The following is a 13,549-nucleotide window of genomic DNA, read 5'->3' as shown; positions in this document are numbered from 1 at the left end:
AAAACCCCCGAAGGGCCAATCCGCGTGTGGCAAAATCGCGCGCTCTGCTGCACCGGCCTCGGTGGCGAAATCGGTAGACGCGCGGGACTCAAAATCCCGTTCCGCAAGGAGTGTCGGTTCGATTCCGACCCGAGGCACCACCCCCCCCTTCTGCCCGTTCTCACCCGCACCCTCCGCAGGCCCCTCAGAGCCATTGCCAATAGCGGGGCTTGGCGCCGCTGCCACAATGCGCCGCAGGAGAGACCCCCGTGCACTACAAGACGATAGAAGACGTGATCGGCCGCACGCCGCTGGTTCGGCTGGTGCGTGTACCAGGCGCCGAGAACGACCGCCGAGGCAACGTGATCCTCGGCAAGCTCGAAGGCAACAACCCCGCCGGCTCGGTGAAAGACCGGCCCGCCATCAGCATGATCCGGCGCGCGGAAGAGCGCGGCGACATCAAGCCCGGCGACACGCTGATCGAGGCCACCTCGGGCAACACCGGCATCGCACTCGCAATGGCGGCCGCCATCCGCGGCTACCGCATGGTGCTCATCATGCCGGAGGACTTGTCCATCGAACGCGCGCAGACGATGAAGGCCTTCGGCGCCGAACTCGTGCTCACCCCGCGCAGCGGCGGTATGGAATACGCCCGCGACCTCGCCGACCAGATGGTGCGCGACGGCAAGGGCCGCGTGCTCGACCAGTTCGCCAACGCCGACAACCCGCGCGCCCACTACGAAACCACCGGCCCCGAGATCTGGGACGACACCGAAGGCCGCATCACGCATTTCGTGAGCGCGATGGGCACCACTGGCACCATCACCGGCACCTCCCGCTACCTGAAGGAAAAGAATCCCGCGGTGCGCATCATCGGCGCGCAGCCGTCCGAAGGCTCGCGCATCCCCGGCATCCGCAAGTGGCCCGAGGCCTACATGCCCAAGATCTACGACCCGACCCACATCGACGAGGTGGTCAACGTGTCGCAAGAGGCCTCCGAAGACATGGCCCGCCGCCTGGCGCGGGAAGAGGGCATCTTCGGCGGCATCTCGGCCGCGGGCGCTTGCTGGGTGGCGCTGGAGATCGCCAAGAAGGTCGAGAACGCCACCATCGTCTTCGTCGTCTGCGACCGCGGTGATCGGTATCTCTCCACCGGAGTCTTCCCCGCATGAAGCACCAGTTCAACTTCTGCCCCAACTGCGCCACCGAGCTGCAGCAACTCGTCGCCGAAGAAGACGGCGGCCCCAAGGTGCGCACACGCTGCCCGGCCTGCCACTGGACGCACTGGAACAACCCGACGCCGGTGCTCGCCGCGGTGATCGAGATGCCCGACCGCGACGGGCATCTGCTGCTCGCGCGCAATGCCGCATGGCCCGGCCGCTTCTTCGGCCTCATCACCGGCTTCATGGAAGCGGGCGAGACGCCTGAAGGCGGCATCGCGCGCGAAGTGCTGGAAGAAACCTCGCTGAATGTCGAGGCGGTGAAGCTGATCGGCGTCTACGACTTCCAGCGCATGAACCAGGTCATCATCGCCTACCACGTGGTGGCGCATGGCGAGATCAAGCTGTCCCCCGAGCTCGCCGAGTACAAGATCGTGTCGCCGCAGGAGGTGAAGTGCTGGCCCGCCGGCACCGGCCAGGCACTCGCCGAATGGCTCACCTCGCGCGGCATCACGCCGCAGTGGCTCGATATCCCGCCGCGCCGTTCGTCCGAAGGTTGAACGAGATGGACTTCCACAAGGAACTCGACACCCGCGGGCTCAATTGCCCGCTGCCCATCCTCAAGGCCAAGAAGGCGCTCGCCGACATGCACAGCGGCGAGATCCTGAAGGTGGTGGCGACCGACCCGGGGTCGATGCGCGACTTCCAGGCGTTTGCGCGGCAGACGGGGAATGAACTCGTCGAGCAGTCAGCGGCGAACGACGAGTTCGTGCACTTTCTTCGCCGACGCTAGATCTCGACCGAGCGCAGGTACTCGCGGAAGCCCGGCCCGAGGACCGGGTGCTTCAGCGCCAGCTCCACGTTGGCCTGCAGGAAGCCTTCCTTGCTGCCGCAGTCGTAGCGCTTGCCTTCGTAGCGATACGCAAACACCTTCTCGCGGCGCAGCAGCCCGGCGATGCCATCGGTGAGCTGGATCTCGCCGCCCACGCCACGCGGCTGGTTGGCGATCTCGTGGAAGACGCCCGGCGTGAGGATGTAGCGGCCGGCCACGCCCAGGCGTGAGGGTGCCACTTCCGGCGCCGGCTTCTCGACGATTCGGCTCACGTCCATCAGGTGATCGTTGACCGGCGTGCCGGCCACGATGCCGTAGCGCCGCGTGTGCTCGGCAGGCACTTCCTGCACGGCGAGGATGGACACGCGCCATTCGTTGAACTGCTCGACCATCTGCTTGAGCACCGGCTTCTCGCCCACCATCAGGTCGTCGGCCAGCAGCACGGCGAAGGGGTCGCGGCCGATCAGGCGCTGGCCGCACAGCACGGCGTGGCCAAGGCCCAGGGCCTGCGCCTGGCGCACGTAGATGCATTCCATGTCGTCGGGCTTGACCGAGCGCACCACGTCGAGCAGCTCTTGCTTGTTGGCCTGCTCGAGCGCGACTTCCAGCTCGAAGGTCATGTCGAAGTGGTCTTCGATCGGGCGCTTGTGGCGGCCGGTCACGAAGATCATCTCGCGCACACCGGCCGCGTAGGCTTCCTCGACGGCGTACTGGATGAGTGGCTTGTCGACCACCGGCAGCATCTCTTTGGGTTGTGCTTTTGTCGCGGGCAGGAAGCGGGTGCCGAGTCCTGCCACGGGGAAGATCGCTTTGGTGACTAACATCTGCTTACAATCGTGGTTCTGAGGAAAGGTCTCCGGGAGATTCTGTCACGCGCTCTGTGACGGTCGGGACCCCGGGAATGCATGGACATACTCATCGTCGAGCCCCTCGAAAACGAGGTGATGCAGTGGCTGGCAGAGCGCCATTCCGTGCGTTATGCCCCTGAACTGGCGCGTGATGCGCGTGAATTCCGGCAGGCGCTCTACAACGTGCGGGCGCTGATCCTTCCGTCGTTCGTCGCGCTGGACGGGGCCGCGCTCCACTACGCGCCGGTGCTGCGTGCCATCGGCCGCGTGAGCGGCGGCGCTGAAAACGTCGACCTTGAGGCCTGCTCGCGTGCTGGTGTGGAAGTGGTGCGCAGTGCCACCGCCACCGCGCAGGCCGAGGCCGAGTTCATGATCGGCGCGATGCTCTCGCTGCTGCGCCGCGTGCCCGTCGAAGGCTCCGACGGCATGCTGGTCGGCCGCGAGCTGGGGGCGTGCACCGTGGGGCTCATCGGCATGCCGCCGGCTGCCAAGGCGATGGCGCAGATGCTCTCGGGCTTCGGCTCGCGCATGGTGGGCTACGACCCGTCGCTGCATGCGAGCGACGGTGTTTTCGAGCGCTGGCGCGTGGCGCCGCTCGGCCTGCGCGAGCTGCTGGAAACGAGCGACGCGGTGTGCGTGCAGCTCAACTACTTCAGCCGCTACCAGGGCCTGCTGGGCGAGCGCTTCCTGCCCTACTGCAAGCCCAACCAGGTGATGGTGAGCATCTCGCACTCGGGCGTGTTCAACGAACGGGCGCTGGCCGACGTGCTCATCAGCGGCCGCCTCTCCGCGTGCTGGCTCGACAGCCTGGAGCCCGGTGCCCTCGACGAAGGCCGCCCGTTGAAGGGCATGGACACGCTGCAGGTCACGCCACGCGTGGCGAGCACCACGCGCGAGTCGCGCCTGCGCAGCGCATGGGCGGTGGCCCGCCGCATCGACGAGCTGCTGCAGGCCACGCCGCCGGCGCCGCGTGAGTTCAGGCCGTCGATCCCAGGCGAGCCAACTGATCTCGCAGCCGCTCAAGAGCCGCGCTGAAATCGGCGATGCGTTGCTTGACTTCGGCGACGACCTCGGCCGGGGCACGCGCCACGAAGCTCTCGCTGGCGAGCTTGCCCTGTTCCTTCGCCAGATCAGCTTCTTTGCGCTTGATCTCCTTCTGAAGCCGCTCGGTTTCAGCCGCCACGTCGATCTCGACGTGCAGCGCGAGGCGCGCTTCGCCCGCCACCACCACCGGCGACTGGCGCGTGGCGTCGTTGAACGCAGCCTCGTCGTCGAACACCTTCACTTCCGACAGCTTGCCAAGTGTCTTCAACACCGCGGCGGCTTCGTTCAGGAAGGCGTTGTCGCCCGTCGCATAGAGCGGTACACGGTCGCTGGGTGACAGCCCCATCTCGCCACGCAGCGCACGGCAGGCGCTGACCAGGCCCTTGAGCTTGCCCATCCACGCATCGGCCTTGGGATCGATGCGGTCGAGTTGCGCCGTCGGATAGCTGGCCGTGGCAATCGTCTCGGCGTTCTTGCGCCCGGCGATCGGTGCCACCGTCTCCCACAGCTCGGCGGTGAGGAAGGGCGTGATCGGGTGCAGCAGTCGCAGCACGGCCTCAAGCGTGCGGATCAGCGTGCGGCGCGTGGCGCGCTGCTGCGCTTCCGTGCCGTTCTGGATCTGCACCTTGGCGATCTCGATGTACCAGTCGCAGTATTCGTCCCACACGAACTGGTAGAGCGTGTTGGCCACGTTGTCGAGGCGGTACTCGGCGAAGCCCTGCGCCACGGCGGCTTCCACACGCTGCAGCTCGCTCGCGATCCAGCGGTCGGCCTGGCTGAAGTGCATGTAGCCGTGGAAGGCGCCGCCCGGCTCGCACTCGGCCTTGGTGTGCTCCTTCAGGCCGCAGTCGTGGCCCTCGGTGTTCATCAGCACGAACTTGGTCGCGTTCCAGAGCTTGTTGCAGAAGTTGCGGTAGCCCTCGCAGCGCTTGGTGTCGAAGTTGATGCTGCGGCCGAGGGTCGCGAGCGCCGCAAAGGTGAAGCGCAGCGCGTCGGCGCCGTAGCCGGGAATGCCGTCGGGGAATTCCTTCTCGGTGGCCTTGCGCACCTTGGGCGCAGTCTCGGGCTTGCGCAGGCCTTGCGTGCGCTTGTCTAGCAGCGGCGCGAGCTCGATGCCGTCGATCAGATCGACCGGGTCGAGCACGTTGCCCTCGCTCTTGCTCATCTTCTTGCCGTGCGCATCGAGCACCAGGCCGTGGATGTACACGTGCTTGAACGGCACTTTGCCCGTGAAGTGCTTGGTCATCATGATCATCCGGGCGACCCAGAAAAAGATGATGTCGTAGCCGGTCACGAGCACCGACGACGGCAGGAAAAGGTCCTGCTCGATCGTCTTCTCTGGCCATCCCAAAGTGGAGAAGGGGACGAGCGCCGACGAGTACCAGGTGTCGAGCACGTCTTCGTCACGGCGCAGCGGGCCGGTGTAGCCGGCGGCCTTGGCCTTCGCCTGTGCTTCCTCTTCGCTGCGGGCCACGAAGAGCTGGCCGCCGTCGCCGTACCAGGCGGGAATCTGGTGGCCCCACCAGAGCTGGCGCGAGATGCACCAGTCCTGGATGTTCTTCATCCACTGGTTGTAGGTGTTGACCCAGTTCTCGGGCACGAACTTCACGTCGCCCGTTTCCACCGCTTCGATGGCTTCCTGCGCGATGCTCTTGCCGTTGGCACCAGCCTTGGTCATCGCCACGAACCACTGGTCGGTGAGCATCGGCTCGATGATCTGGCCGGTGCGGGCGCAGCGCGGCACCATCAGCTTGTGCTTCTTCACCTCGACCAAGAGGCCCTCGGCTTCGAGTTGCTCGACGATCTTTTTACGCGCGACGAAACGATCCAGCCCGCGATACGCCTCGGGCGCTTCGTCGTTCACCTTCGCGTCGAGCGTGAAGATGGTGAGCATCGGAAGCCGGTGGCGCAGGCCCACCTGGTAGTCGTTGGTGTCGTGCGCCGGGGTCACCTTCACGACGCCGGTGCCGAATTCCTTGTCGACGTAGTCGTCGGCGATCACCGGCACCAGGCGGCCGGTGATGGGCAGCTTCACTTGCTTGCCGATGAGGTGGGTGTAGCGCGTGTCTTCCGGGTGCACCATCACGGCGGTGTCGCCGAGCATGGTCTCGGGGCGGGTGGTGGCGACCACGAGTGAGTCAGACGAACCGTCGATCGGATAGCGGATGTGCCACAGCGAGCCATCCTCTTCCTCGCTCTCCACCTCCAGGTCAGACACCGCTGACTTGAGGATCGGGTCCCAGCTCACCAGCCGCTTGCCGCGGTAGATGAGGCCCTCTTCGTACAGCTTCACGAAGGTGTCGGTCACGACGGTCGAGAGCTTCTCGTCCATCGTGAAGTACTCGTGCTGCCACGACACCGAGTCGCCCATGCGGCGCATCTGGTTGGTGATGGTCGAGCCCGAGACTTCCTTCCACTCCCACACCTTGGCCACGAAGTTCTTGCGGCCGAGGTCGTGCCGGCTCAGCTTCTGCTGCTCGAGCTGCCGCTCCACCACGATCTGCGTGGCGATGCCCGCGTGGTCGGTGCCCGGCACCCACAGCGTGTTGTGGCCCTTCATGCGGTGGTAGCGCGTCAACGAGTCCATGATGGTCTGGTTGAACGCATGGCCCATGTGCAGCGTGCCGGTCACGTTGGGCGGCGGCAGCTGGATGCAGAACGATGCCTTGGCCGGGTCGAGCGTGGGCGTGTAGGCGCCGCTTTGTTCCCACAAGGGGCCCCATTTGGCTTCGATGGCGGTGGGTTCGAAGGACTTGGCGAGTTCGGTCATGGTGAGGCGAAGCGGACCGTGCGGGCCGGCGGAATGACTGCGGAGAGGGGCGTGAATTGTAGGCGGCGCCCCTCACACGGCAGCCTTCGCGGGGGGCGCTCAGCCTCGCTCGAACACTTGAGCGGCAATCCGTGCGTGGACGCGGTCCTGATCCGCCGCCGGCACGGTGCTGGCGGTGAGGAAGACCGCCACCACGATCGGCCGGCCTGCGGGCGTCCAGTACACGCCCACGTCGTTGGTGCTGCCTCTGCCGCTGGTGCCGGTCTTGTCGGCCAGTTGCCAGCCGGCGGGCAGGTTGGCACGCAGTCGGGTGCCGCTCGTCACCGTGGCCAGGCCCCAGGCCTTGAGCTGCTCGCGCGATCGGGGGGACAAGCCGTCGCCCAGGACCAGACGCTGCATCAGCGTGGCCATGGCCCGCGGGCTGGTGGTGTCTCCCGGGTCGCCGCGGCGGGCGTTGTTCACGTCCGGCTCGTTTCGGGCCAGCAGCGTGGTGCCGTCACCCCGACTGCGCACGAAGCGGTTGAATGCCGCGGGCCCACCCAGGGCTCGCAGCAGCACGTTGGCCGCGGCGTTGTCGCTGTGCGCCACGGTCGCTGCGCACAGGTCGCCGATCCGCATGCCGGCGCCCACGTGCCGTTCGCTGATGGGGGAATGGGGCAGCAGCTCGTCGCGCGAGTAGGGCAGCACCCGGTCGAGTGACTCGCGGCCGGCGTCTACTTCCGCGAGCACGGCGGCGGCCAGCGGCCATTTGAAGGTGCTGCACATCGGGAAACGCTCGTCGCCGCGCCAGCTGAACTGCTGGCCACGCTGTGGGTCGATGAGCGTCACGCCCAGCAGGCCGCCCGCCTGCTTCTCGAGCGCTTGCCAGCGCCGCTCGAGCGGGCCATCTGCGTGAGGATCTGCGTGAGGGCTGGCCGCACCCGGCCGGGCGGTCGCGCAGGAGGCGCTGCTCAACGCGGCGGCGAGCAGCGCGGTAAAGGTTCTTCGATCCATGGTGCTTTTCATCGTCTGGCGGTGTGGTGGGGAAGGCCCGCACGATAGTCAGGCGCCGCGGGGGCGACAAACGGTGATTTGCAGGGCCAGACCCCAGAAAATCTGGGGCCTCCGCGCGACAGAATCGTTCCATGCACCTTCCCCTCAACGCGATGCGGGCCTTCGAGGCCTCGGCCCGCCACCTGAGCTTCACGCGCGCGGCCATCGAGCTCAACGTCAGCCAGGCGGCCGTGAGCCAGCAGGTCAAGAACCTCGAGGAGCGCCTGGGCGCTGCGCTGTTTCGTCGTGTGCCGCGCGGCCTGGCCCTCACCGACGAAGGGCTCGCGCTGCTGCCGACCGTGGCCGACGCGTTCGATCGCCTGAGCCGCGGGCTGCAGCGCTTTCACAAGGGCCGCGCGACGGAGGCGCTGACGGTCGGCTGTGTGTCGAGCCTCCTGGTGCGCTGGCTGATGCCGCGGCTACCCGAGTTCGAGCGGGAGCACCCGTGGGTCGACCTGCGGGTCTTCGGCAACAACAACCGTGTCGACCTGGCCGGCGAGGGGTTGGATTTCGCGCTCCGCTTCGGCCAGGGCGCGTGGCATGGCGTGCACGCGGTGCCGCTGTTTGGCGCGCCCTTGTCGCCCTTGTGCACCCCGGCGCTGGCCGCGCGCCTGCACGAGCCGCAGCATCTGTTGCGGGAGACGCTGCTGCGCTCGTATCGCGTCGACGAGTGGCCGGCGTGGTTCGCGCAGTGCGGGCTGCAGGCGCCCCTGCTGCGTGGGCCTGTGCTCGACAGCTCGCTGGCCTTGACTGACGCGGCCCTGCAAGGGGCGGGCGTTGCCTTGCTGCCGCTCGCCCTGTTCGAGCGCGAGCTGCAACAGGGCAGTTTGGTGCAGCCCTTCGAGGCCTCGATCCTCACCGGCCGCTACTGGCTCACACGCCTGCAGTCGCGCCAGGAGGGCGCGGCCATGCAGGCGTTCGCCGAATGGCTTCAGCAGCAATGCTCTCAGGACTCGGCCTAGCGCGCGGTGTGCGCGAGGTGTGACGTGCATGCCGTGGCGCGCGTGCGGCCCGCGCTCCGCTATGCTCGCGTCGCATCCACGAGGAGGAGCCTGCGCCGATGTCGAAAACCGCGAAAGTCCTGCTGACCCTTGTCTTGCTCGCAGGGTTCAGCGCCGCGCTGTACTTTGCGCTGCGCGGGCAGAAGGCGGCGGAGGCCGAGATCGCCCTCGGGCCGGTGACCGAACTGAAAGGCGTGATCGCGCTCGACGTCGAACCCTTCTTCAAGGACGAGCGCGTCAAGAAGATCCTGGCCGACAACCGCCTGCCGGTGAGCGTGGTGCGCGTGGGCAGCCGCGAGATGGCGGGCAAGGTCGTGGCCGGTCAGATGCCCGACTTCCTCTTCCCCTCGGGCGTGGTGGCCGCCAACCAGATCAGCGACGCCGCCCGCAAGGCGGGTGTGAACGTGGCGCAGTCGTCGCCCTTCCACACGCCGATGGTGATCGCGAGCTGGGCGCCCATTGCGAAGATCCTCGTCGCCAACGACATGGCCAAACCGCTCGGCGAGCGCATCTACGGTGTCGACATGGCCAAGCTCACCCAGGCCATGCTCGCCAAGAAACGCTGGAAGGACCTGAAGGACGCGAGCGCCTACGACGTGACGCGCAGCGTGCTCGTCTCCACCACCGACGTGCGCCGCAGCAACTCGGCCGCCAACTACCTCGCGCTCACGAGCTACGCGGTGCACGGCGACGTGGTGACCGACCGCGCCACCGCAATCCCGCTCGCGACAAAGCTCGCCGAGCTTTTCAAGCGCCAGGGTTATCAAGAAAACTACGTCAACGGCAACTTCGACGACTACGTGGCCATCGGCATCGGCAAGACGCCGCTCGCCTTCATCTACGAGAACCAGCTCGTCGCCTACGCGCTCGACAAGAAGGGCGTCGGGCCCGAGATGGTGCTGCTCTACCCGCAGCCCACCATCGTCAACAAGGTGGTGTTCATGGCGGTGAGCGAGAAGGCCAAGGCGCTGGCCGACCTCCTGGCGAAGAACGTCGACCTGCAGCGCATCGCGGTGAGCTACGGCTTCCGCGTGGCCGACACCGGCCTCTTCATGGAAGCGGTGAAGCCGACCGGCCTCGCGGTGGAAGAACGCATCACGCAGGTGATCGACCCACCGGCGTTTGAATTGATGGCCGAGATGATCGATGCCGTGGCCAAGGAGATGTCGCAATGAAAAGAATGCTGGGAGGGATGTTGTTGCTCGCGGTGCTGTTGACCGCCTGCGGCAAGAAGGATGCAGCGGATGCCCCGAAGGCGGCCGACAGCAGCAAGCCCGTCTTCACCGTGCTCGCCACCACCGACCTGAAGGACGCGCAGCCGCTCGAAGAGATGGTCGAGAAAGCGACCGGCGTGCGCCTGCGTTTTGCCTGGGGCGGCACGATGGAAAGCACCGAGGCCGTGCTGAGCGGCAGCACGCCCGCCCACGCCGCGTGGTTCGCGAACGCGAAATACCTGCTGAGCGATCCGCAGGGCCAGGCGCGCGTGAAGCTGCAAGAGAAGATCATGCTGTCGCCGATTGCGGTCGGCGTGAACCAGACGGCTGCCAAACAGCTCGGCTGGGACGACCCCGCCACCGCGGCCAAGGTCGGCTGGCGCGAGATCACGCAGGCCGCCTCGCAAGGCAAGCTGCGCTACGCCTTGTCGAACCCCGCCACGTCCAACCAGGGCTTCATGGCGCTGATGGGCGTGGTGGCCGCCGCCAGCCAGAAGTCCGAAGCACTCACCGCCGCCGACGTCAACCGCGGCGCCATCGCCGGCTTCCTCAAGGGCTACAAGCTGCCGGGCGACAACTCCACCTACCTCACCGAGAAGTTTCTCGAACAGCAGGGCAACGGCCCCACGCAGCTCAACGCCTTCATCAACTACGAGAGCTGGCTGCTCTCGCTCAACAACGGCGGCAAGCTGCGCGAGAAGCTGGTGCTCGTGTACCCGCACGAGGGCGTGGCGACGGCCGACTACCCCTTCATGCTGCTGAAGGACGAGCGACGTGACGACTACCTCAAGGTCGTCGCCTACCTCAAGGGCGCCGACGCGCAGAAGTGGCTCGCCCGCCAGACGCTGCGCCGCCCGATCAACGCCGAGGTCGCCGCCACCGTGGCCGACGTGCTGCCCAAGGAAGGCATGCGCATCGAGCTGCCGTTCTCGCCCGACCGCGCGCTGGCCGATGGCCTGATCGACGCCTACCTCAACGAATTCCGCCGGCCGATTGCCAGCACCTTCGTGCTCGACACCAGCGGCAGCATGGACGGCCAGGGCCGCCGCGCGCAGCTGATCCAGGCGCTGCATTACGTGGCCGGTGCCGACAGCTCGCTCACCGGCCGCCTGGCCAAACTCACCAACCGTGAGAAGGTGTGGATGCTGCCGTTTTCCGACCAGCCCTGGCGCATGACCTACTTCGAGATCCCCGCCGGCCGCCCACAGGCCAAGGGCGTGCAGGTGCAGGAGGATTCGGAGGCCAAGCAGGCCATGCTCGCCGACGTGCGCGCCTACGCCGACGGCCTGCGCATGACGGGCGGCACCGCGCTCTACGACAGCTTGCTCACCGCGCTCAAGCACATGGTGGAGCAGAAGCAGAAGAACCCGAACTACCAGTACTCGGTGGTCGCGTTCACCGATGGCGAGAACACCAAGGGTCGCAGCCTCGAGCAGTTCCAGCAGGCGTATGCGGCACTGCCGGAAGACGTGCGCGGCATTCCGGTCTTCATGGTGCTCTTCGGCGAGGCGAAAGAGGCCGACCTGAAGGCGCTGGTGCAGACGACGGGCGGCAAGGTGTTCGATGCGCGCAAGACGCCGCTGTACGCGGTGTTCAAGGACATTCGGGCGTATCAATGATGTGTCGGAGCCGTAGCATTCCTCCGTTCGGGCTGACCCTTCGTCAGGGCTCAGGACAGGACCTGTCGAAGCCAGCGTGCGCCACGGCCCTTCGACAAGCTCAGGGCGAACGGTTTCGGAGGTGAGCCGAATGGTCGACAAGCTCGCCCGCGTCCTCCTCAGCCCCGCCAACTGGTGCGGCCTCGGCCTCGCCACCGTGGTGTTGGTGCTGAAGGCGCTCAACCTGATCGGCCTCGCCGGCCTGCCGCTCGCGGTCGGCGGTTACGTGGCCGGCTTCATCATCGGCGGCTTGTGGCTGGGGTTCCCAAAACTCTCGGGCCCGATGTGGGAAGACGCGCTCGAATTCAGCGACGAGGGTGACGCGAGAGAAGCGATGACCCGCGCGCTGGCCGGTGTGCGCGGCCTCGTCGAATACAACCCCGAGAACCGCCTGCCCGCGAGCCTGCAAGCCAAGGCGCTCGACCTGTGCAAATCGCTTCAATCGCTGCTCTCGCAGTGGGAGCGCAGCCAGGGCGTGCTGTCGATGCAGGAAGGCTTCCACGCCCGCCACATCGCCATCTCGTACCTGCCCGATGCGCTGAAGGCGTATCTGTCAATTCCGCCGCAGTACGCCGCCAGCCGCGTGCTGCACGATGGCAAGACCGCGCAAGACATCTTCCGCGACACCCTTCAAGAGCTGGAGACGAAGGTGAAGCAACTGGCCGACGACCTCGCGAGCCAAGACGCGCAGGCGTTCCTCGTCCACTCGCGTTTCCTGCATGACAAGTTCGGCAAGCCTTCGCTTGCCGCCCCCGAGATCCAACCCGCAGCGGAGCCCAAGAATGAACAACGGCCCTGAAGACACCCCCACCGTCGCCTACGGCGGCGTGCCCAACTTCCAGCTCACCCCGCCCGAGGTCATCACGCCGGTGCCGGCCGAGGCGACGCGTACCGCCGTGCCGCTCAAGCCCGAGGTGGCGAAAGCCGTCGACGACCAGGTGATGCGCTTCATCGACGCGCTGATGACCGAAGACGTCCACAGCGCCGAGTTCAAGCACAAGCTCGACAGCGCCTTCGCGCTCGGCCGCGATGAGATCTCGAACGCGGCCGGCCTGATGCAGGGCCGCTTCCTGCAGCGAAACTTCATCGGCGCGGAAGAGACGGCGGCCTACAAGGCCATCGGCGAGATCCGCGGCCACCTCGACAAGCTCAACCCCGGCAACGAAGGCGACCTGCTGGCACCCAACAAGCTGCTGGGCATCATCCCCTTCGGCAACAAGCTCAAGGCCTACTTCCGCAAGTTCGAGAGCGCAGGCAGCCAGCTGCAAAAGTCGATGAGCCAGCTCTACGCCGCGCGCGACGACGTGCAGAAGGACATCGTCGACATCGAAGCCACCCGCACCAAGCTGTGGGACGCGATGCAGAAGCTCGCCGCCGCCGCGCAGTTCGCCACCTCGCTGGATGCGCGCCTGGCGGAGAAGGTGCAATCGCTCAAGGCCACCGACCCGCAGCGCGCCAACGCGCTCGAGCAGGAAGTGCTCTTCTACGCCCGCCAGAACCTCGCCGACATCCTCACCCAGCAGGCGGTGTGCGTGAACGGCTACCTCGCGCTCGACGTGCTCAAGAAGACTGGCCGCGAAATGATGAACGGCTGCAGCCGCGTGGCCACCACCGGCATGAGCGCGCTGGCGGTTGCGCAGACGGTGGCCCGTGCCACCGGCAACCAGGTGCAGGTGATGGAGATGCTGCAAGGCGTGAACACCACCATCGGCAACCTCATCACCGAGACCGGCCGCCAGCTCAACAGCCACGTCGACAAGACGGCCGAGTTCGCCAGCAACCCCATGCTCGGCATCGACAAGATCAAGGAGATGTTCGACCAGACCTACAAGGCGATGGACGCGATGGACTCGTTCCGCTCCAAGGCGATCACGGTCATGGGCCAGAACAACACCATCATGGCCGAGCAGCTGCAGAAGAGCCAGCAGTACATCGACCGTGTGCGCCAGCAGCAGGCCCGCGAAGCCGGCCAGGCGCAGATCCAGGGGCCGGTGTCGCTCTGATCGCGGCC

Annotated in this window: 12 protein-coding genes and 1 tRNA gene; 10 read left to right on the top strand and 3 right to left on the bottom strand. The window is 66.7% G+C overall.

All coding sequences use genetic code 11. From position 1 onward, the window contains the following. Positions 1-55: 55 nt before the first annotated feature. The 4 genes from KF892_09475 (at position 56) to KF892_09460 (ending at position 1,932) form a co-directional block, all read left to right on the top strand. A tRNA-Leu gene (locus KF892_09475) sits at positions 56-140 on the top strand. Between the two features lie 108 nt (positions 141-248). After that, positions 249-1,151 carry a cysteine synthase CysM gene (gene cysM / locus KF892_09470; protein ID MBX3625229.1) on the top strand — a complete coding sequence of 301 codons (903 nt, stop codon included), beginning with the start codon at positions 249-251 and terminating at the stop codon, positions 1,149-1,151. Then, entirely contained in the window at positions 1,148-1,699 is a 552-nt protein-coding gene (locus tag KF892_09465; protein ID MBX3625228.1) for an NUDIX domain-containing protein, read from the top strand. The genes cysM and KF892_09465 overlap by 4 nt, the downstream gene beginning before the upstream one ends. 5 nt (positions 1,700-1,704) lie before the next feature. After that, complete coding sequence (locus KF892_09460; GenBank protein ID MBX3625227.1) at positions 1,705-1,932, top strand: sulfurtransferase TusA family protein; 228 nt, start codon at positions 1,705-1,707, stop codon at positions 1,930-1,932. Here the strand turns inward: KF892_09460 and galU are convergent. Further along, the gene (gene galU / locus KF892_09455) at positions 1,929-2,795 is read right to left on the bottom strand and encodes a UTP--glucose-1-phosphate uridylyltransferase GalU (GenBank protein ID MBX3625226.1); all 867 of its coding nucleotides are present in this window, start codon (positions 2,793-2,795) and stop codon (positions 1,929-1,931) included. The genes KF892_09460 and galU overlap by 4 nt on opposite strands. Positions 2,796-2,876: 81 nt before the next feature. On the opposite strand from galU, the gene KF892_09450 reads away from it, so the two are divergent. Continuing rightward, positions 2,877-3,854 (top strand): phosphoglycerate dehydrogenase, encoded by a 978-nt coding sequence (locus KF892_09450; protein MBX3625225.1) that lies wholly within the window; start codon positions 2,877-2,879, stop codon positions 3,852-3,854. Here the strand turns inward: KF892_09450 and KF892_09445 are convergent. Together KF892_09445 and bla are read right to left on the bottom strand one after the other, a co-directional pair. Further along, entirely contained in the window at positions 3,796-6,633 is a 2,838-nt protein-coding gene (locus tag KF892_09445) for a valine--tRNA ligase (GenBank protein MBX3625224.1), read from the bottom strand. The genes KF892_09450 and KF892_09445 overlap by 59 nt on opposite strands. Positions 6,634-6,732: 99 nt before the next feature. Further along, a complete protein-coding gene (gene bla, locus KF892_09440; GenBank protein MBX3625223.1) occupies positions 6,733-7,626 on the bottom strand; it encodes a class A beta-lactamase in 894 nt (297 codons plus the stop codon). A gap of 131 nt (positions 7,627-7,757) precedes the next feature. On the opposite strand from bla, the gene KF892_09435 reads away from it, so the two are divergent. The 5 genes from KF892_09435 to KF892_09415 all read left to right on the top strand — a co-directional run bounded on the left by KF892_09435 (position 7,758) and on the right by KF892_09415 (position 13,541). After that, entirely contained in the window at positions 7,758-8,627 is an 870-nt protein-coding gene (locus KF892_09435; GenBank protein MBX3625222.1) for a LysR family transcriptional regulator, read from the top strand. Positions 8,628-8,725: 98 nt separating this feature from the next. Next, positions 8,726-9,841, top strand: a complete 1,116-nt coding sequence (locus tag KF892_09430) for a hypothetical protein (protein ID MBX3625221.1) — start codon at positions 8,726-8,728, stop codon at positions 9,839-9,841. Further along, complete coding sequence (locus tag KF892_09425; GenBank protein ID MBX3625220.1) at positions 9,838-11,499, top strand: VWA domain-containing protein; 1,662 nt, start codon at positions 9,838-9,840, stop codon at positions 11,497-11,499. The genes KF892_09430 and KF892_09425 overlap by 4 nt, the downstream gene beginning before the upstream one ends. 130 nt (positions 11,500-11,629) lie before the next feature. After that, on the top strand, positions 11,630-12,337 hold the full coding sequence (locus KF892_09420) for a hypothetical protein (protein MBX3625219.1): 708 nt from the start codon (positions 11,630-11,632) through the stop codon (positions 12,335-12,337). Further along, positions 12,321-13,541 carry a toxic anion resistance protein gene (locus KF892_09415; GenBank protein MBX3625218.1) on the top strand — a complete coding sequence of 407 codons (1,221 nt, stop codon included), beginning with the start codon at positions 12,321-12,323 and terminating at the stop codon, positions 13,539-13,541. The genes KF892_09420 and KF892_09415 overlap by 17 nt, the downstream gene beginning before the upstream one ends. The last annotated feature ends 8 nt before the right edge of the window (positions 13,542-13,549 follow it).

Source organism: Rhizobacter sp., assembly GCA_019635355.1.
Classification (GTDB): domain Bacteria; phylum Pseudomonadota; class Gammaproteobacteria; order Burkholderiales; family Burkholderiaceae_C; genus Rhizobacter.
This window is presented reverse-complemented; position numbering and strand designations above follow the sequence as displayed.

Excerpts from the sequence above, each read along its gene's own strand:
- KF892_09465 (MBX3625228.1), top strand. The coding sequence starts at position 1,148 with ATGAAGCACCAGTTCAACTTCTGCCCCAACTGCGCCACCGAGCTGCAG.
- KF892_09460 (MBX3625227.1), top strand. The coding sequence starts at position 1,705 with ATGGACTTCCACAAGGAACTCGACACCCGCGGGCTCAATTGCCCGCTG.
- galU (MBX3625226.1), bottom strand. The coding sequence starts at position 2,795 with ATGTTAGTCACCAAAGCGATCTTCCCCGTGGCAGGACTCGGCACCCGC.
- KF892_09450 (MBX3625225.1), top strand. The coding sequence starts at position 2,877 with ATGGACATACTCATCGTCGAGCCCCTCGAAAACGAGGTGATGCAGTGG.
- KF892_09445 (MBX3625224.1), bottom strand. The coding sequence starts at position 6,633 with ATGACCGAACTCGCCAAGTCCTTCGAACCCACCGCCATCGAAGCCAAA.
- bla (MBX3625223.1), bottom strand. The coding sequence starts at position 7,626 with ATGGATCGAAGAACCTTTACCGCGCTGCTCGCCGCCGCGTTGAGCAGC.
- KF892_09435 (MBX3625222.1), top strand. The coding sequence starts at position 7,758 with ATGCACCTTCCCCTCAACGCGATGCGGGCCTTCGAGGCCTCGGCCCGC.
- KF892_09430 (MBX3625221.1), top strand. The coding sequence starts at position 8,726 with ATGTCGAAAACCGCGAAAGTCCTGCTGACCCTTGTCTTGCTCGCAGGG.
- KF892_09425 (MBX3625220.1), top strand. The coding sequence starts at position 9,838 with ATGAAAAGAATGCTGGGAGGGATGTTGTTGCTCGCGGTGCTGTTGACC.
- KF892_09420 (MBX3625219.1), top strand. The coding sequence starts at position 11,630 with ATGGTCGACAAGCTCGCCCGCGTCCTCCTCAGCCCCGCCAACTGGTGC.
- KF892_09415 (MBX3625218.1), top strand. The coding sequence starts at position 12,321 with ATGAACAACGGCCCTGAAGACACCCCCACCGTCGCCTACGGCGGCGTG.